Source organism: Streptomyces coerulescens (assembly GCF_042657965.1).
GTDB lineage: Bacteria > Actinomycetota > Actinomycetes > Streptomycetales > Streptomycetaceae > Streptomyces > Streptomyces coerulescens.
In genome coordinates this window covers 588,427-614,778 of sequence record NZ_JBHSKM010000008.1, presented here as the reverse complement: position 1 = coordinate 614,778, position 26,352 = coordinate 588,427, and the positions used below count along the sequence as shown (strand labels likewise).

The following is a 26,352-nucleotide window of genomic DNA, read 5'->3' as shown; positions in this document are numbered from 1 at the left end:
GACCGTGCGGGTTTCCTGGGCTACGCTCCCGATCTTGCTGTGCGCCCCTCGCGCGCCGGCCAAGCGTTCCTTGGGGGGAACCGATGAGCCTTTCCATACGTGCCGCCGCGCGGACCGCCGTGCCGGCCGCCGTGCTGCTCCTCGCCGGCTGCGGCACCGGAGCGGGCGCCGATCAGGCCGCCGCGGGCTCCTCCGCCGCCGACGCCGTCGCGCGGGCCGTGGAGAAGACCGAGGGCGTCACCTCGCTGCACTACAAGGTGACCGGCCGCTTCCCGGAGCGGGGACGCATAGCCGACGAGGGAACCGTCCGCACGAAGCCGCTGACGGCCGGCCTCACGACGGCCAACCTGAGCGGCGAGGAGCAGGGCGAGACCGAACTGCGCCTGGTCGACGGGGTGCTGTACGGCAGCGCGCCCGGCGACATGGTCGAGAAGATGGGCGGCCGCCACTGGATCAGCTACGGCCCGGCCGCGGACCTCACCACCGACAGCGGCCTGCGCATGGACGTCGGCGCCCTGCGCGACTCGGTCGGCCGTAACCCGGCCCGGGAGGCCGCCTTCCTGGCCGGCGCGCCGGATGTGAGGCGGGTCGGCGAGGAGAAGATCGACGGGGCCGGGACCACGCACTACACGGGCACGGCCGCCGTCGACGAGCTGCGCGCCTCGATCGAGGATGTCGAGGACAAGACCACCCGAGCGGGCCGCGACCGCAGCCTCGACCAGTACGAGAAGGCGGGCGTGGACGAGCTCACCCTGGACGTCTGGGTCGACGGCCACGACCGCGTCAGACGGCTGCGCACCCAGGGCTTCGGCCGGCACGGTGAGCTCGATCTCACCGTCACCTTCCTCGACTACGGCAAGCCGGTGACGATCCGCGCACCCCGTCCGGAGGACACCGCTGACCTGCGGAAGCCGCTGGAGAAGAAGGGGAGCTGACGGCCGTGGGGGACCGATTTGCCTGACGGTGACCGCGTCCCGTACTCTCCTACAGAAGCCAAAGACCGCTGGTCGTTGCCGTGCGCTCGCAAGAGAGCGCGGTGGCCGAAGGATCCGCTGAACCGCGGACGACCCGCGCAGGTGACTGTGGAAGTGCTCCCGGAGTTCGCTGCTCACGTTGCGAATGCCCGGTCGAGCTACGCCCCGTGCGCCTGCGCCGGGGCGTTTCGTTTACCCCAGCCCCTTCCGAGCGGTCCCATCACCCGGAAGGAGGCCGACGCTCTATGGCAAGGCCCGACAAGGCTGCCGCGGTAGCCGAGCTGACGGAGCAGTTCCGCAGCTCGAACGCCGCCGTGCTGACCGAGTACCGGGGTCTCACCGTGGCGCAGCTCAAGACGCTGCGTCGTTCGCTCGGTGAGAACGCCCAGTACGCCGTGGTGAAGAACACGCTGACCAAGATTGCGGCCAACGAGGCCGGGATCAACACGCTCGACGACCTGTTCAACGGTCCGACGGCGGTCGCCTTCGTCACCGGTGACCCGGTGGAGTCGGCGAAGGGTCTTCGTGACTTCGCCAAGGACAACCCGAACCTCGTCATCAAGGGCGGTGTCCTTGACGGCAAGGCGCTGTCCGCCGACGAGATCAAGAAGCTTGCGGACCTCGAGTCCCGCGAGGTTCTGCTCGCCAAGCTGGCGGGCGCCCTGAAGGGCAAGCAGACCCAGGCTGCTCAGGTCTTCCAGGCGCTCCCGTCGAAGCTCGTCCGCACTGTGGACGCGCTTCGCGCCAAGCAGGACGAGCAGGGCGGTGCCGAGTAACTCGGCTCGCGAAATGACCGCCGCCTGAGGCGCTCCGCCGCAGGCAGAGGTCGTAGCGGGCCGAACGTACGCCCGCCAGACATGTACATCCGGCACCAGCCGAAATTAGTGGAAGGAAAGCCATCGTGGCTCTCACCCAGGACGAACTGCTCGCCGAGTTCGAGGGCATGACCCTCATCCAGCTCTCCGAGTTCGTGAAGGCGTTCGAGGAGAAGTTCGACGTCACCGCCGCCGCCGCGGCCGTCGCCGTTGCCGGCCCCGCCGCCGGTGGCCCCGCCGCCCCGGCCGAGGAGGAGAAGGACGAGTTCGACGTCATCCTCACCGGCGCCGGCGACAAGAAGATCCAGGTCATCAAGGTCGTGCGTGAGCTGACCTCCCTGGGTCTGAAGGAGGCCAAGGACCTCGTGGACGGCGCCCCGAAGCCCGTTCTCGAGAAGGTCGCCAAGGACGCCGCCGAGAAGGCCGCCGAGTCCCTCAAGGGCGCCGGCGCCTCCGTCGAGGTCAAGTAACACCTCTCGGCCGAGTACGGCCGTAGCGCTGCAGAATCCGGCCTCCTGAGGCTGTAACGCAGTCGCACCGAAGAGCGATCATCCATTCGGGTGGTCGCTCTTCGGCGTTCCTGGGGGCGCGGCCACGGTTGCCTTGCGCCCGCTACGGCGGGGGGTATGGTGATCTTCGTCGTGTCTCCGGGCCCCCAAGGGTTCGGGCATGGGGGCCTTGACGAACCGCACGCAGCGCGCAATTCTCAGGACGCGTCGCCACAAGGATCCGAATCCGAGGCATGGATCGGCGACGAAGAGGGCAGTATCAACGTGCATTGAGGGCAAGCATGCCGAGGGCGTTGAGAACAACGAGGGTCGCGAAAAACCCGCACTGGACATCAGTGTGCCAAGTGGCTACACTGACCCTTTGCGCTGCCTGTTAGCTGTCCCCTGCCCGTCACCAGGGGCATGCCCTCGCTTGAGCATCGAAGACCGGACCGTCCTTGACCTGGCCATTCTTTGGTCGGAGAAGGAAACACCTGTCTCTGTGCGCCGGTGAGGGGCCGGTACGCGCGTAGTGAGTCCGAGCCCTCGGAAGGACCCCCTCTTGGCCGCCTCGCGCAACGCCTCGACCGCGAATATGAACAACGGCGCCAGCACCGCCCCGCTGCGCATCTCCTTTGCAAAGATCAAGGAGCCCCTCGAGGTTCCCAACCTGCTCGCGCTGCAGACCGAGAGCTTTGACTGGCTGCTCGGCAACACCGCCTGGCAGAGTCGGGTCGAGGAGGCTCTGGAGTCCGGTCAGGACGTCCCCACCAAGTCCGGCCTCGAGGAGATCTTCGAGGAGATCTCCCCGATCGAGGACTTCTCCGGGTCGATGTCGCTGACGTTCCGCGACCACCGCTTCGAGCCGCCGAAGAACTCGATCGACGAGTGCAAGGAGCGCGACTTCACCTACGCCGCCCCGCTCTTCGTGACGGCGGAGTTCACCAACAACGAGACCGGTGAGATCAAGTCCCAGACGGTCTTCATGGGCGACTTCCCGCTCATGACGAACAAGGGCACCTTCGTCATCAACGGCACCGAGCGTGTCGTGGTGTCGCAGCTGGTCCGTTCGCCCGGTGTCTACTTCGACTCCTCCATCGACAAGACGTCCGACAAGGACATCTTCTCGGCCAAGATCATCCCGTCCCGGGGTGCCTGGCTGGAGATGGAGATCGACAAGCGCGACATGGTCGGTGTCCGTATCGACCGCAAGCGCAAGCAGTCCGTGACCGTCCTCCTCAAGGCCCTCGGTTGGACGACCGAGCAGATCCTGGAGGAGTTCGGCGAGTACGAGTCCATGCGCGCCACCCTGGAGAAGGACCACACCCAGGGCCAGGACGACGCGCTGCTCGACATCTACCGCAAGCTGCGTCCGGGCGAGCCCCCCACGCGTGAGGCCGCGCAGACGCTCCTGGAGAACCTGTACTTCAACCCGAAGCGCTACGACCTCGCCAAGGTCGGCCGCTACAAGGTCAACAAGAAGCTGGGTGCGGAGGCTCCGCTCGACGCGGGCGTCCTGACCGTCGAGGACGTCATCTCGACGATCAAGTACCTGGTCAAGCTGCACGCCGGTGAGACCGAGACGGCCGCGGACAACGGCCAGACGATCGTCGTCGAGACCGACGACATCGACCACTTCGGAAACCGTCGTCTGCGCAGCGTCGGCGAGCTCATCCAGAACCAGGTCCGCACCGGTCTGGCTCGTATGGAGCGCGTCGTGCGTGAGCGCATGACGACCCAGGACGTCGAGGCGATCACGCCGCAGACCCTGATCAACATCCGGCCGGTCGTCGCCTCCATCAAGGAGTTCTTCGGCACCAGCCAGCTGTCGCAGTTCATGGACCAGAACAACCCGCTGTCCGGGCTGACGCACAAGCGTCGTCTGTCCGCGCTCGGCCCGGGTGGTCTGTCCCGTGAGCGGGCCGGCTTCGAGGTCCGTGACGTGCACCCGTCGCACTACGGCCGTATGTGCCCGATCGAGACCCCTGAAGGCCCGAACATCGGTCTGATCGGCTCGCTCGCCTCCTACGGCCGGGTCAACGCGTTCGGCTTCGTCGAGACGCCGTACCGCAAGGTCGTCGACGGCCAGGTCACCGACGAGGTGGACTACCTGACCGCCGACGAGGAGGACCGCTTCGTCATCGCGCAGGCCAACGCCACGCTCAACGACGACATGCGGTTCGCCGAGGCGCGCGTCCTGGTCCGCCGCCGTGGTGGCGAGGTCGACTACGTCGGTGGCGAGGACGTCGACTACATGGACGTCTCGCCGCGCCAGATGGTGTCGGTCGCGACCGCCATGATCCCGTTCCTCGAGCACGACGACGCCAACCGTGCCCTCATGGGCGCGAACATGATGCGTCAGGCCGTGCCGCTGATTAAGTCCGAGTCGCCGCTCGTCGGCACCGGCATGGAGTACCGCTCCGCGGTCGACGCCGGCGACGTGGTCAAGGCCGAGAAGGCCGGTGTGGTCCAGGAGGTCTCCGCGGACTACATCACCACCGCCAACGACGACGGCACGTACATCACGTACCGCCTGGCCAAGTTCGCCCGCTCCAACCAGGGCACCTCGGTCAACCAGAAGGTCATCGTCAACGAGGGCGACCGGATCATCGAGGGCCAGGTCCTCGCCGACGGTCCGGCCACCCAGAACGGCGAGATGGCGCTGGGCAAGAACCTGCTCGTGGCGTTCATGCCGTGGGAGGGTCACAACTACGAGGACGCGATCATCCTGTCGCAGCGCCTCGTGCAGGACGACGTCCTCTCCTCGATCCACATCGAGGAGCACGAGGTCGACGCCCGTGACACCAAGCTCGGCCCCGAGGAGATCACCCGGGACATCCCGAACGTCTCCGAGGAGGTCCTCGCCGACCTCGACGAGCGCGGCATCATCCGCATCGGTGCCGAGGTCATCGCCGGCGACATCCTCGTCGGCAAGGTGACCCCGAAGGGTGAGACCGAGCTGACCCCCGAGGAGCGCCTGCTGCGCGCGATCTTCGGTGAGAAGGCCCGTGAGGTCCGTGACACCTCGCTGAAGGTGCCGCACGGCGAGACCGGCAAGGTCATCGGCGTCCGCGTCTTCGACCGCGAGGAGGGCGACGAGCTTCCCCCCGGTGTGAACCAGCTGGTGCGCGTGTACGTGGCGCAGAAGCGCAAGATCACCGACGGTGACAAGCTCGCCGGCCGTCACGGCAACAAGGGTGTCATCTCGAAGATCCTGCCCATCGAGGACATGCCGTTCCTCGAGGACGGAACTCCGGTCGACATCATCCTCAACCCGCTGGGTGTGCCGTCCCGAATGAACCCGGGACAGGTCCTGGAGATCCACCTCGGCTGGCTCGCCAGCCGCGGCTGGGACGTCTCCGGTCTGGCGGAGGAGTGGGCGCAGCGCCTGCAGGTGATCGGCGCCGACAGCGTCGAGCCCGGCACCAACGTCGCCACCCCGGTCTTCGACGGTGCGCGTGAGGACGAGCTCGCGGGTCTGCTCCAGCACACCATCCCGAACCGCGACGGCGAGCGCATGGTGCTCCCGACCGGTAAGGCGCGGCTGTTCGACGGCCGTAGCGGTGAGCCGTTCCCGGACCCGATCTCGGTCGGCTACATGTACATCCTGAAGCTGCACCACCTGGTCGACGACAAGCTGCACGCCCGCTCGACCGGTCCGTACAGCATGATCACCCAGCAGCCGCTGGGTGGTAAGGCCCAGTTCGGTGGCCAGCGGTTCGGCGAGATGGAGGTGTGGGCGCTGGAGGCTTACGGCGCCGCGTACGCCCTCCAGGAGCTGCTGACCATCAAGTCCGACGACGTCACCGGCCGCGTGAAGGTCTACGAGGCCATCGTCAAGGGCGAGAACATCCCCGAGCCCGGCATCCCCGAGTCCTTCAAGGTGCTCATCAAGGAGATGCAGTCGCTCTGCCTGAACGTGGAGGTGCTGTCCAGCGACGGTATGTCCATCGAGATGCGTGACACCGACGAGGACGTCTTCCGCGCTGCGGAGGAGCTCGGCATCGACCTGTCCCGGCGCGAGCCGAGCAGCGTCGAAGAGGTCTGACGGGAGTCCGGCGGGGCCCTCACCCACAGGGCCCCGCCGACCCCCAGGCCCCCGTTTCAGACCAAAGACTCACGACCCTGAGAGGGATTGACGCATAGTGCTCGACGTCAACTTCTTCGACGAGCTCCGGATCGGCCTGGCCACCGCTGACGACATCCGTCAGTGGAGCCACGGTGAGGTCAAGAAGCCCGAGACCATCAACTACCGCACCCTCAAGCCGGAAAAGGACGGGCTCTTCTGCGAGAAGATCTTCGGCCCCACCCGGGACTGGGAGTGCTACTGCGGCAAGTACAAGCGCGTCCGCTTCAAGGGCATCATCTGTGAGCGCTGTGGCGTCGAGGTGACTCGCGCCAAGGTGCGCCGTGAGCGGATGGGCCACATCGAGCTGGCCGCGCCCGTCACGCACATCTGGTACTTCAAGGGTGTCCCGAGCCGGCTGGGCTACCTGCTCGACCTGGCTCCCAAGGACCTCGAGAAGGTCATCTACTTCGCGGCGTACATGATCACGTACGTCGACGAGGAGCGTCGTACCCGCGACCTGCCCTCCCTGGAGGCGCACGTCTCCGTGGAGCGTCAGCAGGTCGAGAACCGCCGGGACGCCGACCTGGAGGCCCGCGCCAAGAAGCTCGAGACCGACCTGGCCGAGCTGGAGGCCGAGGGCGCCAAGGCCGACGTGCGCCGCAAGGTGCGCGAGGGTGCCGAGCGCGAGATGAAGCAGCTGCGTGACCGTGCGCAGCGCGAGATCGACCGCCTGGACGAGGTGTGGACCCGGTTCAAGAACCTCAAGGTCCAGGACCTCGAGGGCGACGAGCTCCTCTACCGCGAGCTGCGTGACCGCTTCGGTACCTACTTCGACGGCTCGATGGGTGCCGCGGCGCTGCAGAAGCGCCTGGAGTCCTTCGACCTCGACGAGGAGGCCGAGAAGCTCCGCGAGATCATCCGCACCGGCAAGGGCCAGAAGAAGACCCGTGCGCTCAAGCGCCTGAAGGTCGTCTCCGCGTTCCTGCAGACCAGCAACAGCCCCAAGGGCATGGTGCTGGACTGCGTGCCGGTCATCCCGCCGGACCTTCGCCCGATGGTGCAGCTGGACGGTGGCCGCTTCGCGACCTCCGACCTGAACGACCTGTACCGCCGTGTGATCAACCGGAACAACCGACTGAAGCGCCTTCTCGACCTCGGTGCGCCCGAGATCATCGTGAACAACGAGAAGCGCATGCTCCAGGAGGCCGTCGACGCGCTGTTCGACAACGGTCGTCGTGGTCGCCCGGTCACCGGTCCCGGTAACCGTCCGCTGAAGTCCCTCAGCGACATGCTGAAGGGTAAGCAGGGTCGATTCCGTCAGAACCTGCTCGGCAAGCGTGTGGACTACTCCGCGCGTTCCGTGATCGTCGTCGGTCCGCAGCTGAAGCTGCACCAGTGCGGTCTGCCCAAGGCAATGGCCCTGGAGCTCTTCAAGCCGTTCGTGATGAAGCGCCTGGTCGACCTGAACCACGCGCAGAACATCAAGAGCGCCAAGCGCATGGTGGAGCGCGGCCGCACGGTCGTGTACGACGTCCTCGAAGAGGTCATCGCCGAGCACCCGGTGCTGCTGAACCGTGCTCCCACCCTGCACCGCCTCGGCATCCAGGCCTTCGAGCCGCAGCTGGTCGAGGGCAAGGCCATCCAGATCCACCCGCTCGTCTGCACCGCGTTCAACGCGGACTTCGACGGTGACCAGATGGCCGTGCACCTGCCGCTGTCCGCGGAGGCGCAGGCCGAGGCCCGCATCCTGATGCTGTCCTCGAACAACATCCTCAAGCCCGCCGACGGTCGTCCGGTGACGATGCCGACCCAGGACATGGTCCTCGGTCTGTTCTTCCTCACCACCGACTCCGAGATGCGCAACGTCAAGGGCGAGGACCGCTCCTTCGCGTCCGTGGCCGAGGCGATCATGGCCTTCGACGCGGGCGAGCTCTCGCTCCAGTCGAAGATCGACATCCGCTTCCCGGTCGGCACCATCCCGCCCCGCGGCTGGATGCCGCCGGCGCAGGAGGAGGGCGAGCCGGAGTGGCAGCAGGGTGACTCGTTCCGGCTGCGGACGACCCTGGGCCGTGCGCTCTTCAACGAGCTGCTGCCCGAGGACTACCCGTTCGTCGACTACGAGGTCGGCAAGAAGCAGCTCTCCGAGATCGTCAACGACCTCGCCGAGCGCTACCCCAAGGTCATCGTGGCGGCGACGCTCGACAACCTGAAGGCGGCCGGCTTCTACTGGGCGACCCGTTCCGGTGTCACCGTCGCCATCTCCGACGTCGTCGTTCCCGAGGCGAAGAAGGAGATCGTCCGCGGCTACGAGGCGCAGGACGAGAAGGTCCAGAAGCAGTACGAGCGCGGTCTGATCACCAAGGACGAGCGCACGCAGGAGCTCATCGCGATCTGGACCAAGGCGACCAACGAGGTCGCCGAGGCGATGAACGACAACTTCCCGAAGACCAACCCGATCTTCATGATGGTGAACTCGGGTGCACGAGGCAACATGATGCAGATGCGTCAGATCGCCGGTATGCGTGGTCTGGTGTCGAACGCGAAGAACGAGACGATCCCGCGTCCGATCAAGGCGTCGTTCCGTGAGGGTCTGTCCGTGCTGGAGTACTTCATCTCCACGCACGGTGCCCGTAAGGGTCTGGCGGACACCGCCCTGCGTACCGCCGACTCGGGTTACCTCACCCGTCGTCTGGTCGACGTCTCCCAGGACGTCATCATCCGCGAGGAGGACTGCGGCACCGAGCGCGGTCTGAAGCTGCGGATCGCCTCGAAGGACGCCAACGGCGTGCTGCAGAAGGCGGACGACGTCGAGACCAGCGTCTACGCCCGCATGCTCGCCGAGGACGTCGTCATCGACGGCAAGGTGATCGCGCCGGCCAACGTGGACCTGGGCGACGTGCTCATCGACCAGCTGGTGCACCACGGTGTCGAGGAGGTCAAGACCCGCTCGATCCTGACCTGCGAGTCCCAGGTCGGCACCTGCGCGATGTGCTACGGCCGCTCCCTGGCCACCGGCAAGCTGGTCGACATCGGTGAGGCGGTCGGCATCATCGCCGCCCAGTCCATCGGTGAGCCCGGCACCCAGCTGACGATGCGTACCTTCCACACCGGTGGTGTGGCCGGTGACGACATCACCCAGGGTCTGCCGCGTGTCGTCGAGCTCTTCGAGGCCCGTACTCCGAAGGGTGTCGCCCCGATCTCCGAGGCCACCGGCCGCGTGCGGATCGAGGAGACCGAGAAGACCAAGAAGCTCGTCGTCACCCCGGACGACGGCAGCGACGAGACGGCGTACCCGATCTCGAAGCGTGCCCGACTCCTGGTCAGCGAGGGCGAGCACGTCGAGGTGGGCCAGAAGCTCACCGTGGGTGCCACCAACCCGCACGACGTGCTGCGCATCCTGGGCCAGCGTGCCGTCCAGGTCCACCTGGTCGGCGAGGTCCAGAAGGTCTACAACTCGCAGGGTGTGTCGATCCACGACAAGCACATCGAGATCATCATCCGGCAGATGCTGCGCCGAGTGACGATCATCGAGTCCGGCGACGCCGAGCTGCTGCCCGGTGAGCTGGTCGAGCGCTCGAAGTTCGAGACCGAGAACCGTCGTGTGGTGCAGGAGGGCGGTCACCCGGCCTCCGGTCGTCCGCAGCTCATGGGTATCACCAAGGCCTCGCTGGCCACGGAGTCCTGGCTGTCGGCGGCGTCCTTCCAGGAGACGACGCGAGTCCTCACAGACGCGGCGATCAACGCCAAGTCCGACTCGCTCATCGGCCTCAAGGAGAACGTCATCATCGGTAAGCTCATCCCGGCCGGTACGGGTCTGTCCCGCTACCGCAACATCCGGGTCGAGCCGACCGAGGAGGCCAAGGCCGCGATGTACTCGGCCGTCGGCTACGACGACATCGACTACTCGCCGTTCGGCACCGGCTCCGGCCAGGCCGTTCCGCTGGAGGACTACGACTACGGTCCGTACAACCAGTAAGCGAGCGTCCGCTTGACGCGCTGAAGGGCGGTCACCTCTCGGGGTGGCCGCCCTTCGGCGTTCTCCGGGGAGCGTCGGGGAGCGTCGGGGTTTTATCGGGGTGGACCCCGATGCCTGGAATGCCGGTTCGGAGCATGATGGAGAGACGCCGACCAGTACGGGGGAGGTGCTCTCCATGGCGCAACCGTCGTGGCAGCCCTGGCAACCGTGGCAGCCGGGGCAGGGGAGCGGCACACCGCGGCCTTGGCACACCGAGGGTGTCCCGCAGCCCTGGCAGGGCGGCGGTCCCGCGCAGCCGTGGCCCGGCCCAGGCTCCGGCGCCGCGGCGATGCTCGCCTCGCACGCCGACCGCGAGCGGGCCGTGGACGTGCTCCGGGCCGGCTATGGCGAAGGACGGCTGGAGCAGCCCGAGTTCGAGAAGCGGGTCACGCGCGCCTACACGGCCCGTACGGTGGGCGAACTGGCCCTGCTCGTCGCCGATCTGCCGCAGGGCCCGATGCCGCTGCCGGCACCCGTGACGCCCGTGCCGCGGACCTTCATGCCCCTCGCCCGGCCGCAGACCAACGGCAAGGCGGTCGGCTCCGCCGTCTGCGGGGTGCTGTGTCTGGTGAGCTTCGGGCTGACCGGCATCCCGGCCGTGGTGCTCGGGCACGCGGCGCGTGCGGAGATACGGCGGACCGGGGAGGGTGGGGACGGGCTCGCGCTGACCGGGCTTGTGCTCGGGTGGCTGTCCAACGTGGCGTGGGGGATCCTGGTGACGTTGATGCTGGTGGCTGCCGCCGTTTCGGCGTAGGCGGGGCCGTTGGTCCGGTGCTGGCCCGTTGTGGCTGGTCGCGCAGTTCCCCGCGCCCCTTCGGGGCGTTGCCGAACCGCTGTCGACTTCGCCGGGAGGCGGATTCGAAGATCAAAACCGCCGCGCGGTCTTGACATCGGCCGTATAGCGATGCGGGCAAGGCCCATTTGTTTTGACCGTAGCGTTTGAGGTAGGTACGCTCAGACCTTGTGCCTGGGGTGTGCCCTGGCTCTCGTGCGTGCCTTCAAACCGCATAGCGAGCTGTGAGCGGCCACCGCAATCTGTGCTCTTTTCGCCTCGCGGCGGGAGTCCGCCGGATTCGACACACCCGACCGCGTGGGTCGGCGACGTTCCAGGTTAGCTTCACCATTCGGCACACAGAAACCGGAGAAGTAGTGCCTACGATCCAGCAGCTGGTCCGCAAGGGCCGGCAGGACAAGGTCGAGAAGAACAAGACGCCCGCACTCGAGGGTTCCCCTCAGCGTCGTGGCGTCTGCACGCGTGTGTTCACGACCACCCCGAAGAAGCCGAACTCGGCCCTGCGTAAGGTCGCGCGTGTGCGTCTGACCAGCGGGATCGAGGTCACCGCTTACATTCCGGGTGAGGGACACAACCTGCAGGAGCACTCCATCGTGCTCGTGCGCGGCGGCCGTGTGAAGGACCTGCCGGGTGTTCGCTACAAGATCATCCGTGGCTCCCTCGACACCCAGGGTGTCAAGAACCGCAAGCAGGCCCGTTCCCGCTACGGCGCCAAGAAGGAGAAGTAAGAATGCCTCGTAAGGGCCCCGCCCCGAAGCGCCCGGTCATCATCGACCCGGTCTACGGTTCTCCTCTGGTCACGTCGCTCATCAACAAGGTGCTGCTGAACGGCAAGCGCTCCACCGCCGAGCGCATCGTCTACGGCGCCATGGAGGGTCTGCGTGAGAAGACGGGCAACGACCCGATCATCACGCTGAAGCGCGCGCTGGAGAACATCAAGCCGACCCTCGAGGTCAAGTCCCGCCGTGTCGGTGGTGCGACGTACCAGGTTCCGATCGAGGTCAAGCCCGGTCGTGCCAACACGCTCGCGCTGCGCTGGCTGGTCGGCTACTCCCGCGCCCGTCGCGAGAAGACCATGACCGAGCGTCTGCTCAACGAGCTTCTCGACGCCTCGAACGGCCTCGGTGCGGCCGTGAAGAAGCGCGAGGACACCCACAAGATGGCCGAGTCCAACAAGGCCTTCGCGCACTACCGCTGGTAGTCGCAGACCCCATCGAGACCGAGAGAAGACTGAAGCCTTATGGCTACCACTTCACTTGACCTGGCCAAGGTCCGCAACATCGGGATCATGGCCCACATCGACGCGGGCAAGACGACCACCACCGAGCGGATCCTCTTCTACACCGGCGTCAGCTACAAGATCGGTGAGGTCCACGACGGCGCTGCCACCATGGACTGGATGGAGCAGGAGCAGGAGCGTGGCATCACGATCACCTCTGCTGCCACCACCTGTCACTGGCCGCTCGAGGACAACGACTACACGATCAACATCATCGACACCCCGGGCCACGTCGACTTCACGGTCGAGGTGGAGCGCTCGCTGCGCGTCCTCGACGGTGCCGTCACGGTGTTCGACGGTGTCGCCGGTGTCGAGCCGCAGTCCGAGACGGTGTGGCGTCAGGCCGACCGTTACGGCGTGCCGCGCATCTGCTTCGTGAACAAGCTGGACCGCACCGGTGCCGAGTTCCACCGCTGCGTCGACATGATCTCGGACCGCCTTGGTGCGCAGCCGCTGGTCATGCAGCTTCCGATCGGTGCCGAGGCCGACTTCAAGGGCGTTGTGGACCTGGTCCGCATGAAGGCGCTCGTGTGGTCCGCCGAGGCCGCCAAGGGCGAGATGTACGACGTCGTCGACATCCCGGCCACGCACACCGAGGCTGCCGAGGAGTACCGCGGCAAGCTGATCGAGGGCGTCGCCGAGAACGACGAAGAGATCATGGAGCTGTACCTGGAGGGCCAGGAGCCCACCGAGGAGCAGCTGTACGCCGCGATCCGTCGCATCACCATCGCGTCCGGCAAGTCCAGCGACACCACGGTCACCCCGGTGTTCTGTGGCACCGCGTTCAAGAACAAGGGCGTCCAGCCCCTGCTCGACGCGGTCGTGCGCTACCTGCCGACCCCGCTCGACGTCGAGGCCATCGAGGGCCACGACGTGAAGGACCCCGAGCTGGTCGTCAAGCGCAAGCCGTCCGACGACGAGCCGCTGTCCGCGCTGGCGTTCAAGATCATGAGCGACCCGCACCTCGGCAAGCTCACCTTCGTCCGGGTCTACTCGGGCCGCCTGGAGTCCGGCACCGCCGTGCTGAACTCCGTCAAGGGCAAGAAGGAGCGCATCGGCAAGATCTACCGCATGCACGCGAACAAGCGTGAGGAGATCGAGTCGGTGGGCGCCGGCGACATCGTCGCCGTCATGGGCCTGAAGCAGACCACCACCGGTGAGACGCTGAGCGACGACAAGAACCCGGTGATCCTGGAGTCCATGGACTTCCCGGCGCCGGTGATCCAGGTCGCCATCGAGCCCAAGTCCAAGGGTGACCAGGAGAAGCTGGGTGTCGCCATCCAGCGTCTCGCGGAGGAGGACCCCTCCTTCCAGGTCCACTCGGACGAGGAGACCGGCCAGACCATCATCGGTGGTATGGGCGAGCTGCACCTCGAGGTGCTGGTCGACCGTATGCGCCGTGAGTTCAAGGTCGAGGCCAACGTCGGCAAGCCGCAGGTGGCCTACCGCGAGACGATCCGCAAGGCCGTCGAGCGCGTCGACTACACGCACAAGAAGCAGACTGGTGGTACCGGCCAGTTCGCCAAGGTGCAGATCGCGATCGAGCCGATCGAGGGCGGCGACGCCTCGTACGAGTTCGTGAACAAGGTCACCGGTGGTCGTATCCCGAAGGAGTACATCCCTTCGGTCGACGCCGGTGCGCAGGAGGCCATGCAGTTCGGCATCCTCGCGGGCTACGAGATGACCGGCGTGCGCGTCACGCTGATCGACGGTGGCTACCACGAGGTCGACTCCTCCGAGCTCGCGTTCAAGATCGCCGGTTCGCAGGCCTTCAAGGAGGCCGCGCGCAAGGCCAGCCCCGTGCTGCTCGAGCCGATGATGGCCGTCGAGGTCACCACGCCCGAGGACTACATGGGTGAGGTCATCGGCGACATCAACTCCCGCCGTGGCCAGATCCAGGCCATGGAGGAGCGGGCGGGTGCTCGCGTCGTGAAGGGCCTCGTGCCCCTCTCGGAGATGTTCGGTTACGTCGGCGACCTGCGCAGCAAGACGTCCGGCCGGGCCAGCTACTCCATGCAGTTCGACTCCTACGCCGAGGTTCCGCGGAACGTCGCCGAGGAGATCATCGCGAAGGCCAAGGGCGAGTAACGCACCGCGTTCACACGCTTTAGGCTTGACTCCGGAGCCTGGAGGGGCATTCACCCGCATTCGTGGGGGAATGCCCTCGGGCCCGGGCTTTCCAGCAAAGATCACCTGGCGCCGATGAAGCAAGGCGTTCAGAACCACTCCACAGGAGGACCTCGTGGCGAAGGCGAAGTTCGAGCGGACTAAGCCCCACGTCAACATCGGCACCATCGGTCACATCGACCACGGTAAGACGACCCTTACGGCCGCCATTACCAAGGTGCTGCACGACGCGTACCCGGACCTGAACGAGGCCTCGGCCTTCGACCAGATCGACAAGGCTCCCGAGGAGCGCCAGCGCGGTATCACCATCTCCATCGCGCACGTCGAGTACCAGACCGAGACGCGTCACTACGCCCACGTCGACTGCCCCGGTCACGCGGACTACATCAAGAACATGATCACCGGTGCTGCCCAGATGGACGGCGCCATCCTCGTGGTCGCCGCCACCGACGGCCCGATGCCGCAGACCAAGGAGCACGTGCTCCTGGCCCGCCAGGTCGGCGTTCCGTACATCGTCGTCGCCCTGAACAAGGCCGACATGGTGGACGACGAGGAGATCCTGGAGCTCGTCGAGCTCGAGGTCCGTGAGCTGCTCTCCGAGTACGAGTTCCCGGGCGACGACGTTCCGGTCGTCAAGGTCTCCGCGCTCAAGGCGCTCGAGGGCGACAAGGAGTGGGGCCAGTCGGTCCTGGACCTGATGTCCGCCGTCGACGAGGCGATCCCGCAGCCCGAGCGTGACGTCGACAAGCCGTTCCTGATGCCGATCGAGGACGTCTTCACGATCACCGGTCGCGGTACGGTCGTCACCGGCCGTATCGAGCGTGGTGTCCTGAAGGTCAACGAGACCGTCGACATCATCGGCATCAAGACCGAGAAGACCACCACCACGGTCACCGGCATCGAGATGTTCCGCAAGCTGCTCGACGAGGGCCAGGCCGGTGAGAACGTCGGTCTGCTGCTCCGTGGCATCAAGCGCGAGGACGTCGAGCGCGGCCAGGTCATCATCAAGCCCGGTTCGGTCACGCCGCACACCGAGTTCGAGGCCCAGGCCTACATCCTGTCCAAGGACGAGGGTGGCCGCCACACGCCGTTCTTCAACAACTACCGTCCGCAGTTCTACTTCCGTACGACGGACGTGACCGGCGTCGTGACCCTCCCCGAGGGCACCGAGATGGTCATGCCGGGTGACAACACCGAGATGAAGGTGGAGCTCATCCAGCCCGTCGCCATGGAAGAGGGCCTGAAGTTCGCCATCCGTGAGGGTGGCCGGACGGTCGGCGCCGGCCAGGTCACCAAGATCAACAAGTAATTGTCGATCTGACCTGGTAGCTCCGAGCGCGAGCTCCTGAAGGGGCCCGTACGACTTCGGTCGTACGGGCCCTTTCGCTGTTTCTGAGGGAGTGTCACAAGTGGTGGGCCGGTCGCGGCCTCACCCTGGCGGCTCACCCGAGTGGCATGCCGATCACGCCTCGCAAAGATTGCTGTGAGGAACAAGAAAGGTGTCGGCATGGCACATTCAGGCCACTGGGTGCGGTATTCGTCCCGGTTCTGCATAACCTCCCTCACCGGCGCGGCCGCCCTGCTGGCCGGCATGGTGCCCGCGACGAACGCCGCGGCCACGGACCTCGTTCCGCGGCCCGCCGTCGACGTGGCCCGGTTCTCCACGGGCTGGTCGAATCCGTGGGCCATCTCCTTCCTGCCGGACGGGCGCTCGGCACTGGTGACGGAGAACGAGAGCGCCCGGGTCTACCGCCTGCGCGACAACGGCGGCAGGACCCTGATCGGCACGGTGCCGAAGGTCGCCGTCCGCCGGCCCGGTGACGCCGCCAAGGGCGGGCTCCTGGGCGTCGCCCCGTCCCCGACCTGGGACGGCAGGAAGGACAAGCAGGTCTTCTTCATGCACACCACGGCGACCGGAAGCCGGGTGGTGCGGATGAACTACGACGGAAAGTCGCTGAGCGGCTACACCGTCGTCCTCGGCGGCCTCAAGCGGGGCTCCAACCACCACGGCGGCAAGATCGCCTTCGGCCCCGACAAGTACCTGTACGTCGCGACGGGCGAGGCCACGTACGCCGGGCTCGCGCAGGACAGGAAGTCGCTCAATGGCAAGATCCTGCGGATCACGAAGTCCGGCAGGCCCGCGCCCGGCAACCCGTTCGGCAACCGCGTGTACAGCTACGGCCACCGCAATCCGCAGGGCCTGGCCTGGGACCGCAAGGGCCGGCTGTGGTCGGTGGAGATCGGGCAGGAGGCCAAGGACGAGCTCAACCTGATCACACGCGGCGCCAACTACGGCTGGCCCACGTGCGAGGGCGTGTGCTCCGCCAAGGGCATGACGAACCCGAAGGCCACCTGGGACCACACCACGGCGCCCGCCCAGGTCGCCGTCGTGGGCGACGATCTCTACGTGTCGTCGCTGCGGGGCTATCAGCTCTGGCGCGTCCCCATCACCGCCGCCCTCCAGGGCAAGGGCGACAGCGCGAAGACCAAGGTCTTCTCGGGCTACGCGCTGCGTGCCCTGGCGAAGGTCCCCGGCAGGAACGAGCTCTGGCTGGGCACCGCGCGACAGGCGGGCGGCGACCGGATCCTGCGCGTGAAAGTCGGCGCGGAGGGGCGGGCGGTTGGACAACGCCCTGAAGGGGCGCGGGGAACTGCGCGATCAGCCACGACGGCGCCGCGGACGAACAACAACATGACCCGGCACTTCCATCCGACCGTGCCCGCCGACGGCGGCGCACCGGCAGGCGCCAAGACGCTGTCGAAGGGGTGGCACACCCCCTGGGGTATCTCGTTCCTGCCGAACGGCCGGACCGCCCTGGTGACCGAGCGCCTGTCCTACCAGGTCTACAGCCTGGACCGGAACGGCACCAAGAAGCGGGTCGGCGAGGTGCCGTACACCGTCCCGGAGCCGTACGCCGAGGGCGCCGGCGGGCTGCTGGGCGTGGCTCCGTCGCCGACGTGGGACGGCAGGAAGGACAAGCAGGTGTTCTTCATGCACACCACGAAGAGCGAGACCCGGGTCGTCAGGATGGACTACGACGGCAGATCGCTGCGCAACTACAAGCCGATCCTCACCGGCATCCGGCGGGGCGGCGATCACAACGGCGGCCGGATCGCGTTCGGACCCGACAAGTACCTGTACGTCGCCACCGGCGAGGCCCTCCGGCCCAAGCTCGCGCAGGACAAGTCCTCGCTCAACGGCAAGATCCTGCGGATCACGAAGTCGGGGAAGCCCGCGCCCGGCAACCCGTTCGGCAACCGTGTCCACAGCTACGGTCACCGCAATCCGCAGGGCCTGGCCTGGGACCGCAAGGGCCGACTGTGGTCGGTCGAGATCGGTGACCAGACCCACGACGAACTGAACCTGATCAAGCGCGGCGCCAACTACGGCTGGCCCACGTGCGAGGGCGTCTGCTCCGCCAAGGGCATGACCGGCCCGAAGGCCGTCTTCAGCCCCGCGAAGGGCGTCCCGGCCCAGCTCGTCGTCGTACGCAACGTGCTGTACGTGTCGTCGCTGCGCGGGCAGCGGCTGTGGCGCGTCCCGATCGACGGCAACAGCGAACGCCTCGGCACGAAGCGCGCCTACTACCCCGGCACCTACGGCCGGCTGCGCGCCCTCGCCAAGGTGCCCGGCGCGAACGAACTGTGGGTCGGCACCAGCGACTTGGGGTACGGCAACGACAAGATCCTCCGTGTCCCGATCAGGTGAACCCGGCCCTTCCCCCTCACGTGACCCCGACAGAAGGGACGTACGACCGATGCACGAGACCAAGGAACCGCTGAAGCCGATCGAGCAGAACCCCTCGACGCAGCCGGACGACACCACCTGGCAGACCCCGTCGTTCGAGGTCGTCGACACGGCCCTGGAGGTCACCGCCTACTCGCTCAGCACCCGCTAGCGGCCGCCATGCTGCTGCTGGTACTCGGCACCGCCGCCGGCGGCGGCATCCCCCAGTGGAACTGCGCGTGCCCCGGGTGCTCCGGGGCACGCGCCCACCCGCACCGGCGCCGCCGGCACGCCTCGCTGGCCGTACGGACCGGCGAGGGCCGCTGGTACGTCGTCAACGCGACCCCCGACATCGGCGACCAGATCGAGGAACGGCCCGAGCTCCACCCGGGGCCCGGCCCCCGCGAGACCCCGCTCGCCGGAGTGATCCTCACCGACGCCGAACTCGACCACACCCTGGGCATCGCCCGGCTGCGCGAGGCCGACGGCTTCCAGGTGCTGGCGACGGCCCCGGTCCGCCGGGCGCTGCTTGACCGCCTGCGTCTCGGCGAGGTCCTGGCGCCGTACACCGACGTGACCTGGCGCGAGCTGCCCTGGCGCGGCGCCGAGCCGCTGGACGGCACGGCCTGCGGTCTGCAGATCAGCGGCATCCCGGTCTCCGGCAAGCGCCCGCGGTACGCCGCCGACGCCCCGGACGACGAGGCCTGGGTCGTCGCGCTCAGGCTGTACGACCCGTCGTCCGGCGCCTCGGTTCTCTACGCCCCGGCGCTGGCCGCCTGGCCGGACCGGCTCCAGCACGCGGCCGCCGAGGCCGACTGCGTCATCGTCGACGGCACCTTCTGGGACGACGAGGAGCCCCGCCGTACCGGCATCTCCTCACGCACCGCCACCGGCATGGGCCATCTGCCCATCGACGGCCCGGGCGGCACCGCCGAGCGGCTGGCCCCCCTCGCCGCCCGGTGCCTGTACACGCACCTCAACAACACCAACCCCCTCGTCGACCCGGCCGCACCCCAGCACAAACGGCTCGCCCGGCTGGGCATCGAGGTGGCGCACGACGGGATGGTGATCGAGCCATGAGCACGGCCGCTGTGAACACGAGCCCGGCCCCTGTCGAGGAGCCCTGGAGCCCTGCGGAGTTCGAGGCACGACTGCGTGCGGTGGGGGAGCAGCGCTACCACCACCTGCACCCCTTCAACATCCGGATGCACGGCGGCGACCTCGGCCCGGAGGAACTGCGCCGCTGGATCGTCAACCGCTTCCACTACCAGCGCCACATCCCTGTCAAGGACGCCCTGATCACCGCCAAGCTGCCCACCTCGGAGCTGCGCCGGATGTGGCTGCGCCGCATCCAGGACCACGACGGGGCGCGGAGCGGCGAGGGCGGCATCGAGCGCTGGCTGCGGCTCGGCGAGGCGGCCGGCCTGGACCGCGAGACGCTGCTGAGCGGCGACTCGGTGCTGCCGGGCGTACGGCTGGCGGTCGACGGATACGTCAACTTCTGCCGGCTGCGCCCGGTCCTCGAAGCCGTCGCCGCCTCCCTCACCGAACTGTCCGCCCCGGATCTGATGCGCATCCGCATCGACGCCTTCGAGCGGCACTACCCGTGGATCGACGCCGACGGCCTCGCCTACTTCCGCACCCGGGTCTCCCAGGGCCGGCGCGACAGCCGCGAGGCGCTCGACCTGGTGCTTCGCTGGGCCGGGACCCGTGACGACCAGGAGCGTGCCGTGGCCGCGCTGCGCTTCAAGTGCGACGTGCTGTGGTCGCTGCTGGACACCGTGGACGCGGCGGGCCGCGGGGAGCGGCAGTGAGCACGCCGCCCGGCACCGACTGGCGGCCCGCCCTGGCCCCCGCCGCCGTGCGCCGCCACGACCCCGTACGGGACGCGGACCTGCTGCTGCTCCCCGAGCGCGTCGGCGTCCTGACCGGCTCGGCCGGTGCGGTGCTCGGCCTGTGCGACGGCACGCGCGGCGTCGGCGACATCGTCGCGGAGCTGACCGCGCGTTTCCCCGACGCGCCGGTGGCCACCGACGTACCCCCGTTCCTGGAGCGGCTGCGCAAGGAGGGCTGGCTGCGATGACCCCGCCCGATCCGCCGCCCGGCCCGGCCCCGGCGCCCGCCCGCCCCTGGGCGCTGCTCGCCGAGCTCACCCACGCCTGCCCGCTGCACTGCGGCTACTGCTCCAACCCCCTTGAACTGACGCGCCGTTCCAGCGAGCTGACCACCGAGCAGTGGACGGACGTACTGCGCCAGGCGGGAGAGCTCGGCGTCGTCCAGGCCCATCTGTCGGGCGGCGAGCCGCTGCTGCGCCGTGACCTGGCGGAGATCGTCGCCGCGGCCGAGACCGCCGGCATCTACACCCAGCTGGTCACCAGCGGCGTGGGCCTGGGCGAGAAACGCCTCGCCGCGCTGGTCTCCGCCGGTCTCAGGAGCGTCCAGCTCTCCGTCCAGCACGCCGACCCGCGCGTCTCCGACCGCATCGCCGGACGCCGGTCGTTCGCCGAGAAGGAGCGGGCCGCCGAGCTGGTGCGGGCCGCGGGACTGCCCCTCGGCCTGAACGTCGTCCTGCACCGTGAGAACCTCGACGTCCTCGACGGCCTCGTCGAGCTGGGCGTGTCCTGGGGCGTGGACCGCATCGAGCTCGCCAACGTCCAGTTCTACGGCTGGGGCCTGCTCAACCGCGCCGCCCTGTTGCCCACCCGGGAGCAGCTCGCCGGGGCGCAGGAGGCGGTGCGGCGGTGGCGCGGGCGGCTCCCGGCCGGGCCCGAGCTGGTCTGGGTCGTCCCCGACTACTTCGACGGCGTCGCCAAGCCCTGCATGGGCGGCTGGGGAGCGGTCTCGCTCACCGTCACCCCCGACGGCACGGTGCTGCCCTGTCCGGCCGCGGCCGCGCTGCCCGACCTGGACCCCCCGAACGTCCGTGATCACCGGCTGGACTGGATCTGGGGCCACTCGAAGGCGTTCACCCGCTACCGCGGCACCGAATGGATGTCCGACCCCTGCCGCAGCTGTTCCCGCCGTGAGCAGGACTTCGGCGGCTGCCGCTGCCAGGCCTACGCGCTCACCGGCGACGCCACCCGTACGGATCCCGCCTGCGGGCTCTCTCCCGACCATGGACTGATCCGAGAGGCGGTCGAGGCCGAACCGGACGGAACGGTACAGATCAGGCGCCGTGTGCCCGGTGGGGTCGAGGGCCCCGCCGCCCGGGTTTGACCTGCGTCACCCTCGGGGTATTCTCTCCGGCTCGATTGGCGGACCCCCTGCCCCATATGGCAGACTGTCCGAGTTGCTCGGTCGAGTGTTGATGCTGCGCGCCTCCCGCCGGGAGGACCGGAAGCGAGTCCCACAGTACTCGTCGCCCTAACTGCCGTAAGGCAGCGCTGGGGCGGACGTACGGGAATCTTCCGGGAAGTGTCAGTGCGGCACCGGCCAGGCACCCGGTGGACCTCCTAGTCCCCGGCTTGCGGTTCCGGAAGGGCCGTGCTCCCAGGCAAGGGATGTTCGAACAAGGGGCATCTGTGTCAGCGAGAGCGCGACACGCCCGACCGCGTGGGTCGGAGAGCAGGAGACAGGAACACCGGGTTCCAGAGCGTTACGAGACAAAGGACTACTGAGTAGCCATGGCGGGACAGAAGATCCGCATCCGGCTCAAGGCCTACGACCACGAGGTCATCGACTCCTCGGCGAAGAAGATCGTCGAGACGGTGACCCGCACTGGTGCGTCGGTCGCGGGCCCGGTGCCGCTGCCCACTGAGAAGAACGTGTACTGCGTCATCAAGTCGCCGCACAAGTACAAGGACTCGCGCGAGCACTTCGAGATGCGCACGCACAAGCGCCTGATCGACATCCTCGACCCCACCCCCAAGACCGTTGACTCTCTGATGCGACTCGACCTCCCGGCCGGTGTCGACATCGAGATCAAGCTCTGAGGGTCGGTGATCTGAGAATGGCTAAGCAGATCAAGGGCATCCTGGGCGAGAAGCTCGGCATGACGCAGGTGTGGGACGCGAACAACCGTGTTGTTCCGGTCACCGTCGTCAAGGCCGGCCCGAACGTCGTCACCCAGGTCCGTACGAACGACGCCGACGGCTACGAGTCCGTCCAGATCGCGTTCGGCGACATCGACCCGCGCAAGGTGAACAAGCCCCTCAAGGGCCACTTCGCGAAGGCCGACGTCACCCCCCGTCGTCACCTCGTCGAGATCCGCACCGCGGACGCCGCCGAGTACACCCTCGGCCAGGAGATCACCGCTGAGGTGTTCGAGGCCGGCGTGAAGGTCGACGTCACCGGCAAGAGCAAGGGCAAGGGCTTCGCCGGTGTCATGAAGCGCCACAACTTCCGTGGCCTCGGCGCCGGACACGGTACCCAGCGCAAGCACCGCTCTCCCGGTTCCATCGGTGGCTGCGCCACCCCGGGCCGTGTGTTCAAGGGCCTCCGCATGGCGGGTCGCATGGGCAACGAGCGGGTCACCACCCAGAACCTGACCGTCCACGCCGTTGACGCGGAGAAGGGTCTGCTGCTCATCAAGGGCGCGGTTCCCGGTCCGAACGGCGGCCTCGTCCTGGTCCGCACCGCGGCCAAGGGGGCCTGAGGTAACCGATGAGCACTGTTGACATCCTTTCGCCGGCGGGCGACAAGGCCGGTTCCGTCGAGCTCCCCGCGGAGATCTTCGACGTAGAGAAGATCAGCGTTCCGCTGCTTCACCAGGTCGTCGTCGCGCAGCTGGCCGCTGCCCGCCAGGGCACGCACAAGACCAAGACGCGTGGCGAGGTCCGCGGTGGTGGCAAGAAGCCTTACCGCCAGAAGGGCACCGGTCGCGCCCGTCAGGGTTCGACCCGCGCGCCGCAGTTCGCCGGTGGTGGCGTCGTGCACGGTCCCGTGCCGCGTGACTACTCGCAGCGGACCCCGAAGAAGATGAAGGCCGCGGCCCTGCGCCACGCCCTCACCGACCGGGCCCGCAACAACCGCATCCACGTCGTCTCCGGCGTCATCGAGGGCGAGACCCCGTCCACGAAGGCCGCCAAGACGCTGTTCGGCAAGATCTCGGAGCGCAAGAACCTGCTCCTGATCGTCGAGCGCGCCGACGAGGCCGCGTGGCTGTCCGCCCGCAACCTGCCCCAGGTCCACATCCTGGAGCCGGGCCAGCTGAACACGTACGACGTTCTCGTCTCGGACGACGTGGTCTTCACCCAGGCCGCTTTCGAGTCCTTCGTGTCTGGCCCCAAGGCCGCTGACACCGAAGGGAGCGAGGCCTGATGGCTACGCGTCACCCGAGCATTGCCTCCAAGGCTGCGAAGGCCGCCAAGGCCGCGCGCGTCGCCAAGGCGCGTCGCCACGCCGCCGAGGGCAAGAACACCGTCGAGACGCCGCTGAGCAAGTCGTACACGGACCCCCGTGACGTCCTGCTGAAGCCGGTCGTGTCGGAGAAGAGCTACGCGCTCCTGGACGAGAACAAGTACACGTTCATCGTCGACCCGAACGCCAACAAGACCCAGATCAAGCAGGCCGTCCAGGCGGTCTTCGACGTCAAGGTCACTGGGGTCAACACGATCAACCGCCAGGGCAAGCGCAAGCGGACCCGCACCGGCTTCGGCCAGCGCGCGGGCACCAAGCGCGCGATCGTGACCCTCGCCGAGGGCGACCGTATCGACATCTTCGGCGGTCCGACCGCCTAAGGGCGGTCCGGATCGTCCGATATCGGACGAGGACTGAGAAATGGGAATCCGCAAGTACAAGCCGACTACGCCGGGCCGTCGTGGCTCCAGCGTCGCCGACTTCGTCGAGGTCACGCGGTCCACGCCGGAGAAGTCGCTGGTCCGCCCGCTGCACAGCAAGGGCGGCCGTAACAACGCCGGTCGTGTGACCGTTCGCCACCAGGGTGGCGGACACAAGCGCGCCTACCGAGTGATCGACTTCCGTCGTCACGACAAGGACGGCGTGCCGGCGAAGGTCGCGCACATCGAGTACGACCCCAACCGCACCGCGCGCATCGCGCTGCTGCACTACGCCGACGGCGAGAAGCGCTACATCCTCGCCCCGCGCAACCTGCAGCAGGGTGACCGCGTCGAGAACGGTCCCGGGGCCGACATCAAGCCGGGCAACAACCTGGCGCTGCGCAACATCCCGGTCGGTACCACGATCCACGCGATCGAGCTCCGTCCCGGTGGCGGTGCCAAGTTCGCCCGCTCCGCCGGTGCCTCCGTGCAGCTGCTCGCGAAGGAGGGCCAGATGGCTCACCTCCGCATGCCCTCCGGTGAGATCCGCCTGGTCGACGTGCGCTGCCGCGCCACCGTCGGCGAGGTCGGCAACGCCGAGCAGAGCAACATCAACTGGGGCAAGGCCGGCCGTAAGCGCTGGCTGGGCGTTCGTCCGACCGTTCGCGGTGTGGCGATGAACCCGGTTGACCACCCCCACGGTGGTGGTGAGGGCAAGACCTCCGGTGGTCGCCACCCGGTCAGCCCCTGGGGTCAGAAGGAGGGTCGTACTCGTTCGCCGAAGAAGGCTTCGAACAAGTACATCGTCCGCCGCCGCAAGACGAACAAGAAGCGCTAGGAGCGGGTTTAGATGCCGCGCAGTCTCAAGAAGGGGCCCTTCGTCGACGACCACCTGATCAAGAAGGTGGAAGCCCAGAACGAAGCCGGCACCAAGAACGTCATCAAGACCTGGTCCCGTCGCTCCATGATCGTGCCGGCCATGCTCGGCCACACGCTCGCGGTGCACAACGGCAAGACCCACATCCCGGTGTTCGTCACCGAGTCGATGGTCGGCCACAAGCTCGGCGAGTTCTCGCCGACGCGCACCTTCCGGGGCCACGTCAAGGACGACCGGAAGTCGAAGCGCCGCTAGTAGCGGATCGCATTCAGACACGTAAGTAACTGAGAGGGACAACCATGGAAGCCAGGGCCCAGGCGCGGTACATCCGCGTTACGCCCATGAAGGCCCGCCGCGTGGTGGACCTTATCCGTGGCATGGATGCCACGGAGGCTCAGGCTGTTCTGCGATTCGCTCCGCAGGCAGCCTCCGTGCCCGTCGGCAAGGTGCTCGACAGCGCCATCGCCAACGCCGCGCACAACTACGACCACCCGGACGCCTCCTCGCTGTTCATCAGCGAGGCGTACGTTGACGAGGGTCCGACCCTGAAGCGGTTCCGTCCGCGTGCCCAGGGCCGTGCCTACCGGATCCGCAAGCGGACCAGCCACATCACCGTGGTCGTCAGCAGCAAGGAAGGAACCCGGTAATGGGCCAGAAGGTTAACCCGCATGGGTTCCGGCTCGGTGTCACCACGGACTTCAAGTCCCGGTGGTACGCCGACAAGCTGTACAAGGACTACGTCAAGGAAGACGTCGCCATCCGTCGGATGATGACGTCCGGCATGGAGCGCGCCGGTATCTCGAAGGTGGAGATCGAGCGCACCCGTGACCGCGTGCGGGTGGACATCCACACCGCTCGTCCGGGCATCGTCATCGGCCGCCGTGGCGCCGAGGCCGACCGCATCCGCGGTGACCTCGAGAAGCTCACGGGCAAGCAGGTCCAGCTGAACATCCTCGAGGTCAAGAACCCCGAGACCGACGCTCAGCTGGTTGCCCAGGCCGTTGCCGAGCAGCTCTCCTCCCGCGTCTCCTTCCGCCGCGCCATGCGTAAGAGCATGCAGTCGGCGATGAAGGCCGGCGCCAAGGGCATCAAGATCCAGTGCGGTGGCCGCCTCGGTGGCGCCGAGATGTCCCGCTCGGAGTTCTACCGCGAGGGCCGCGTGCCCCTGCACACGCTCCGCGCGAACGTGGACTACGGCTTCTTCGAGGCCAAGACGACCTTCGGCCGCATCGGTGTGAAGGTCTGGATCTACAAGGGCGACGTCAAGAACATCGCCGAGGTCCGCGCCGAGAACGCTGCGGCCCGTGCGGGTAACCGCCCGGCCCGTGGTGGTGCCGACCGCCCGGCCCGTGGTGGCCGCGGTGGCGAGCGGCGCGGTCGCAAGCCGCAGCAGGCTGCCGGCGCCGAGGCCCCCAAGGCCGAGGCCCAGGCGTCCGCTCCGGCTGAGAGCACCGGAACGGAGGCCTGACCG

General features: G+C 67.8%; 24 protein-coding genes. All 24 read left to right on the top strand.

Going from position 1 to position 26,352, the window contains the following annotated elements; all coding sequences use genetic code 11:
* Window positions 1-83 precede the first annotated feature (83 nt).
* The 24 genes from ACFPQ9_RS17080 to rpsC all read left to right on the top strand — a co-directional run bounded on the left by ACFPQ9_RS17080 (window position 84) and on the right by rpsC (window position 26,349).
* Window positions 84-935: an SCO4651 family lipoprotein gene (locus tag ACFPQ9_RS17080; protein WP_380853551.1), complete on the top strand. Its 852-nt coding sequence runs from the start codon at window positions 84-86 to the stop codon at window positions 933-935.
* Window positions 936-1,219: 284 nt separating this feature from the next.
* Complete coding sequence (rplJ, locus tag ACFPQ9_RS17075; RefSeq protein ID WP_380853549.1) at window positions 1,220-1,750, top strand: 50S ribosomal protein L10; 531 nt, start codon at window positions 1,220-1,222, stop codon at window positions 1,748-1,750.
* Between the two features lie 122 nt (window positions 1,751-1,872).
* Entirely contained in the window at window positions 1,873-2,259 is a 387-nt protein-coding gene (rplL, locus tag ACFPQ9_RS17070) for a 50S ribosomal protein L7/L12 (protein ID WP_380853936.1), read from the top strand.
* A gap of 580 nt (window positions 2,260-2,839) precedes the next feature.
* Window positions 2,840-6,325, top strand: a complete 3,486-nt coding sequence (gene rpoB / locus ACFPQ9_RS17065; RefSeq protein WP_380853547.1) for a DNA-directed RNA polymerase subunit beta — start codon at window positions 2,840-2,842, stop codon at window positions 6,323-6,325.
* Between the two features lie 97 nt (window positions 6,326-6,422).
* Window positions 6,423-10,322: a DNA-directed RNA polymerase subunit beta' gene (locus ACFPQ9_RS17060; RefSeq protein ID WP_380853545.1), complete on the top strand. Its 3,900-nt coding sequence runs from the start codon at window positions 6,423-6,425 to the stop codon at window positions 10,320-10,322.
* 175 nt (window positions 10,323-10,497) lie between these two features.
* Entirely contained in the window at window positions 10,498-11,115 is a 618-nt protein-coding gene (locus ACFPQ9_RS17055; protein WP_380853543.1) for a DUF1707 and DUF4190 domain-containing protein, read from the top strand.
* 395 nt (window positions 11,116-11,510) lie between these two features.
* Window positions 11,511-11,882 (top strand): 30S ribosomal protein S12, encoded by a 372-nt coding sequence (gene rpsL, locus ACFPQ9_RS17050; RefSeq protein ID WP_003948652.1) that lies wholly within the window; start codon window positions 11,511-11,513, stop codon window positions 11,880-11,882.
* A gap of 2 nt (window positions 11,883-11,884) precedes the next feature.
* Window positions 11,885-12,355 (top strand): 30S ribosomal protein S7, encoded by a 471-nt coding sequence (gene rpsG / locus ACFPQ9_RS17045; RefSeq protein ID WP_003992340.1) that lies wholly within the window; start codon window positions 11,885-11,887, stop codon window positions 12,353-12,355.
* Between the two features lie 39 nt (window positions 12,356-12,394).
* The gene (gene fusA, locus ACFPQ9_RS17040; protein ID WP_380853540.1) at window positions 12,395-14,521 is read left to right on the top strand and encodes an elongation factor G; all 2,127 of its coding nucleotides are present in this window, start codon (window positions 12,395-12,397) and stop codon (window positions 14,519-14,521) included.
* A 154-nt stretch (window positions 14,522-14,675) separates the two neighbouring features.
* Window positions 14,676-15,869 (top strand): elongation factor Tu, encoded by a 1,194-nt coding sequence (gene tuf / locus ACFPQ9_RS17035; RefSeq protein WP_272112651.1) that lies wholly within the window; start codon window positions 14,676-14,678, stop codon window positions 15,867-15,869.
* A gap of 198 nt (window positions 15,870-16,067) precedes the next feature.
* Complete coding sequence (locus ACFPQ9_RS17030; protein ID WP_380853538.1) at window positions 16,068-18,269, top strand: PQQ-dependent sugar dehydrogenase; 2,202 nt, start codon at window positions 16,068-16,070, stop codon at window positions 18,267-18,269.
* A gap of 49 nt (window positions 18,270-18,318) precedes the next feature.
* On the top strand, window positions 18,319-18,459 hold the full coding sequence (gene pqqA / locus ACFPQ9_RS17025; RefSeq protein ID WP_380853536.1) for a pyrroloquinoline quinone precursor peptide PqqA: 141 nt from the start codon (window positions 18,319-18,321) through the stop codon (window positions 18,457-18,459).
* Window positions 18,460-18,467: 8 nt separating this feature from the next.
* Window positions 18,468-19,367, top strand: a complete 900-nt coding sequence (gene pqqB / locus ACFPQ9_RS17020; RefSeq protein ID WP_380853534.1) for a pyrroloquinoline quinone biosynthesis protein PqqB — start codon at window positions 18,468-18,470, stop codon at window positions 19,365-19,367.
* Complete coding sequence (gene pqqC, locus ACFPQ9_RS17015) at window positions 19,364-20,101, top strand: pyrroloquinoline-quinone synthase PqqC (protein ID WP_380853532.1); 738 nt, start codon at window positions 19,364-19,366, stop codon at window positions 20,099-20,101. Before pqqB ends, pqqC begins: the two co-directional genes overlap by 4 nt.
* A complete protein-coding gene (gene pqqD, locus ACFPQ9_RS17010; protein ID WP_380853530.1) occupies window positions 20,098-20,370 on the top strand; it encodes a pyrroloquinoline quinone biosynthesis peptide chaperone PqqD in 273 nt (90 codons plus the stop codon). Before pqqC ends, pqqD begins: the two co-directional genes overlap by 4 nt.
* Window positions 20,367-21,503 (top strand): pyrroloquinoline quinone biosynthesis protein PqqE, encoded by a 1,137-nt coding sequence (pqqE, locus tag ACFPQ9_RS17005; RefSeq protein WP_380853528.1) that lies wholly within the window; start codon window positions 20,367-20,369, stop codon window positions 21,501-21,503. The genes pqqD and pqqE overlap by 4 nt, the downstream gene beginning before the upstream one ends.
* Before the next feature lie 407 nt (window positions 21,504-21,910).
* Window positions 21,911-22,219, top strand: a complete 309-nt coding sequence (gene rpsJ / locus ACFPQ9_RS17000; RefSeq protein ID WP_003948644.1) for a 30S ribosomal protein S10 — start codon at window positions 21,911-21,913, stop codon at window positions 22,217-22,219.
* A 17-nt stretch (window positions 22,220-22,236) separates the two neighbouring features.
* On the top strand, window positions 22,237-22,881 hold the full coding sequence (gene rplC, locus ACFPQ9_RS16995; protein ID WP_380853526.1) for a 50S ribosomal protein L3: 645 nt from the start codon (window positions 22,237-22,239) through the stop codon (window positions 22,879-22,881).
* Between the two features lie 8 nt (window positions 22,882-22,889).
* Entirely contained in the window at window positions 22,890-23,546 is a 657-nt protein-coding gene (rplD, locus tag ACFPQ9_RS16990) for a 50S ribosomal protein L4 (protein WP_272112660.1), read from the top strand.
* Window positions 23,546-23,965 (top strand): 50S ribosomal protein L23, encoded by a 420-nt coding sequence (gene rplW, locus ACFPQ9_RS16985; protein ID WP_380853524.1) that lies wholly within the window; start codon window positions 23,546-23,548, stop codon window positions 23,963-23,965. Before rplD ends, rplW begins: the two co-directional genes overlap by 1 nt.
* A gap of 40 nt (window positions 23,966-24,005) precedes the next feature.
* On the top strand, window positions 24,006-24,842 hold the full coding sequence (gene rplB, locus ACFPQ9_RS16980) for a 50S ribosomal protein L2 (RefSeq protein ID WP_059192905.1): 837 nt from the start codon (window positions 24,006-24,008) through the stop codon (window positions 24,840-24,842).
* Window positions 24,843-24,854: 12 nt separating this feature from the next.
* Window positions 24,855-25,136 carry a 30S ribosomal protein S19 gene (rpsS, locus tag ACFPQ9_RS16975; RefSeq protein ID WP_019753092.1) on the top strand — a complete coding sequence of 94 codons (282 nt, stop codon included), beginning with the start codon at window positions 24,855-24,857 and terminating at the stop codon, window positions 25,134-25,136.
* 44 nt (window positions 25,137-25,180) lie between these two features.
* Window positions 25,181-25,528: a 50S ribosomal protein L22 gene (gene rplV, locus ACFPQ9_RS16970; RefSeq protein WP_053759515.1), complete on the top strand. Its 348-nt coding sequence runs from the start codon at window positions 25,181-25,183 to the stop codon at window positions 25,526-25,528.
* Window positions 25,528-26,349 (top strand): 30S ribosomal protein S3, encoded by an 822-nt coding sequence (rpsC, locus tag ACFPQ9_RS16965; protein ID WP_380853521.1) that lies wholly within the window; start codon window positions 25,528-25,530, stop codon window positions 26,347-26,349. The genes rplV and rpsC overlap by 1 nt, the downstream gene beginning before the upstream one ends.
* The last annotated feature ends 3 nt before the right edge of the window (window positions 26,350-26,352 follow it).

Coding starts and splice junctions, on each gene's coding strand:
- ACFPQ9_RS17080 (WP_380853551.1), top strand. CDS start 84: ATGAGCCTTTCCATACGTGCCGCCGCGCGGACCGCCGTGCCGGCCGCC.
- rplJ (WP_380853549.1), top strand. CDS start 1,220: ATGGCAAGGCCCGACAAGGCTGCCGCGGTAGCCGAGCTGACGGAGCAG.
- ACFPQ9_RS17055 (WP_380853543.1), top strand. CDS start 10,498: ATGGCGCAACCGTCGTGGCAGCCCTGGCAACCGTGGCAGCCGGGGCAG.
- rpsG (WP_003992340.1), top strand. CDS start 11,885: ATGCCTCGTAAGGGCCCCGCCCCGAAGCGCCCGGTCATCATCGACCCG.
- fusA (WP_380853540.1), top strand. CDS start 12,395: ATGGCTACCACTTCACTTGACCTGGCCAAGGTCCGCAACATCGGGATC.
- ACFPQ9_RS17030 (WP_380853538.1), top strand. CDS start 16,068: ATGGCACATTCAGGCCACTGGGTGCGGTATTCGTCCCGGTTCTGCATA.
- pqqA (WP_380853536.1), top strand. CDS start 18,319: ATGCACGAGACCAAGGAACCGCTGAAGCCGATCGAGCAGAACCCCTCG.
- pqqB (WP_380853534.1), top strand. CDS start 18,468: ATGCTGCTGCTGGTACTCGGCACCGCCGCCGGCGGCGGCATCCCCCAG.
- pqqC (WP_380853532.1), top strand. CDS start 19,364: ATGAGCACGGCCGCTGTGAACACGAGCCCGGCCCCTGTCGAGGAGCCC.
- pqqE (WP_380853528.1), top strand. CDS start 20,367: ATGACCCCGCCCGATCCGCCGCCCGGCCCGGCCCCGGCGCCCGCCCGC.
- rpsJ (WP_003948644.1), top strand. CDS start 21,911: ATGGCGGGACAGAAGATCCGCATCCGGCTCAAGGCCTACGACCACGAG.
- rplC (WP_380853526.1), top strand. CDS start 22,237: ATGGCTAAGCAGATCAAGGGCATCCTGGGCGAGAAGCTCGGCATGACG.
- rplD (WP_272112660.1), top strand. CDS start 22,890: ATGAGCACTGTTGACATCCTTTCGCCGGCGGGCGACAAGGCCGGTTCC.
- rplW (WP_380853524.1), top strand. CDS start 23,546: ATGGCTACGCGTCACCCGAGCATTGCCTCCAAGGCTGCGAAGGCCGCC.
- rplB (WP_059192905.1), top strand. CDS start 24,006: ATGGGAATCCGCAAGTACAAGCCGACTACGCCGGGCCGTCGTGGCTCC.
- rpsS (WP_019753092.1), top strand. CDS start 24,855: ATGCCGCGCAGTCTCAAGAAGGGGCCCTTCGTCGACGACCACCTGATC.
- rplV (WP_053759515.1), top strand. CDS start 25,181: ATGGAAGCCAGGGCCCAGGCGCGGTACATCCGCGTTACGCCCATGAAG.
- rpsC (WP_380853521.1), top strand. CDS start 25,528: ATGGGCCAGAAGGTTAACCCGCATGGGTTCCGGCTCGGTGTCACCACG.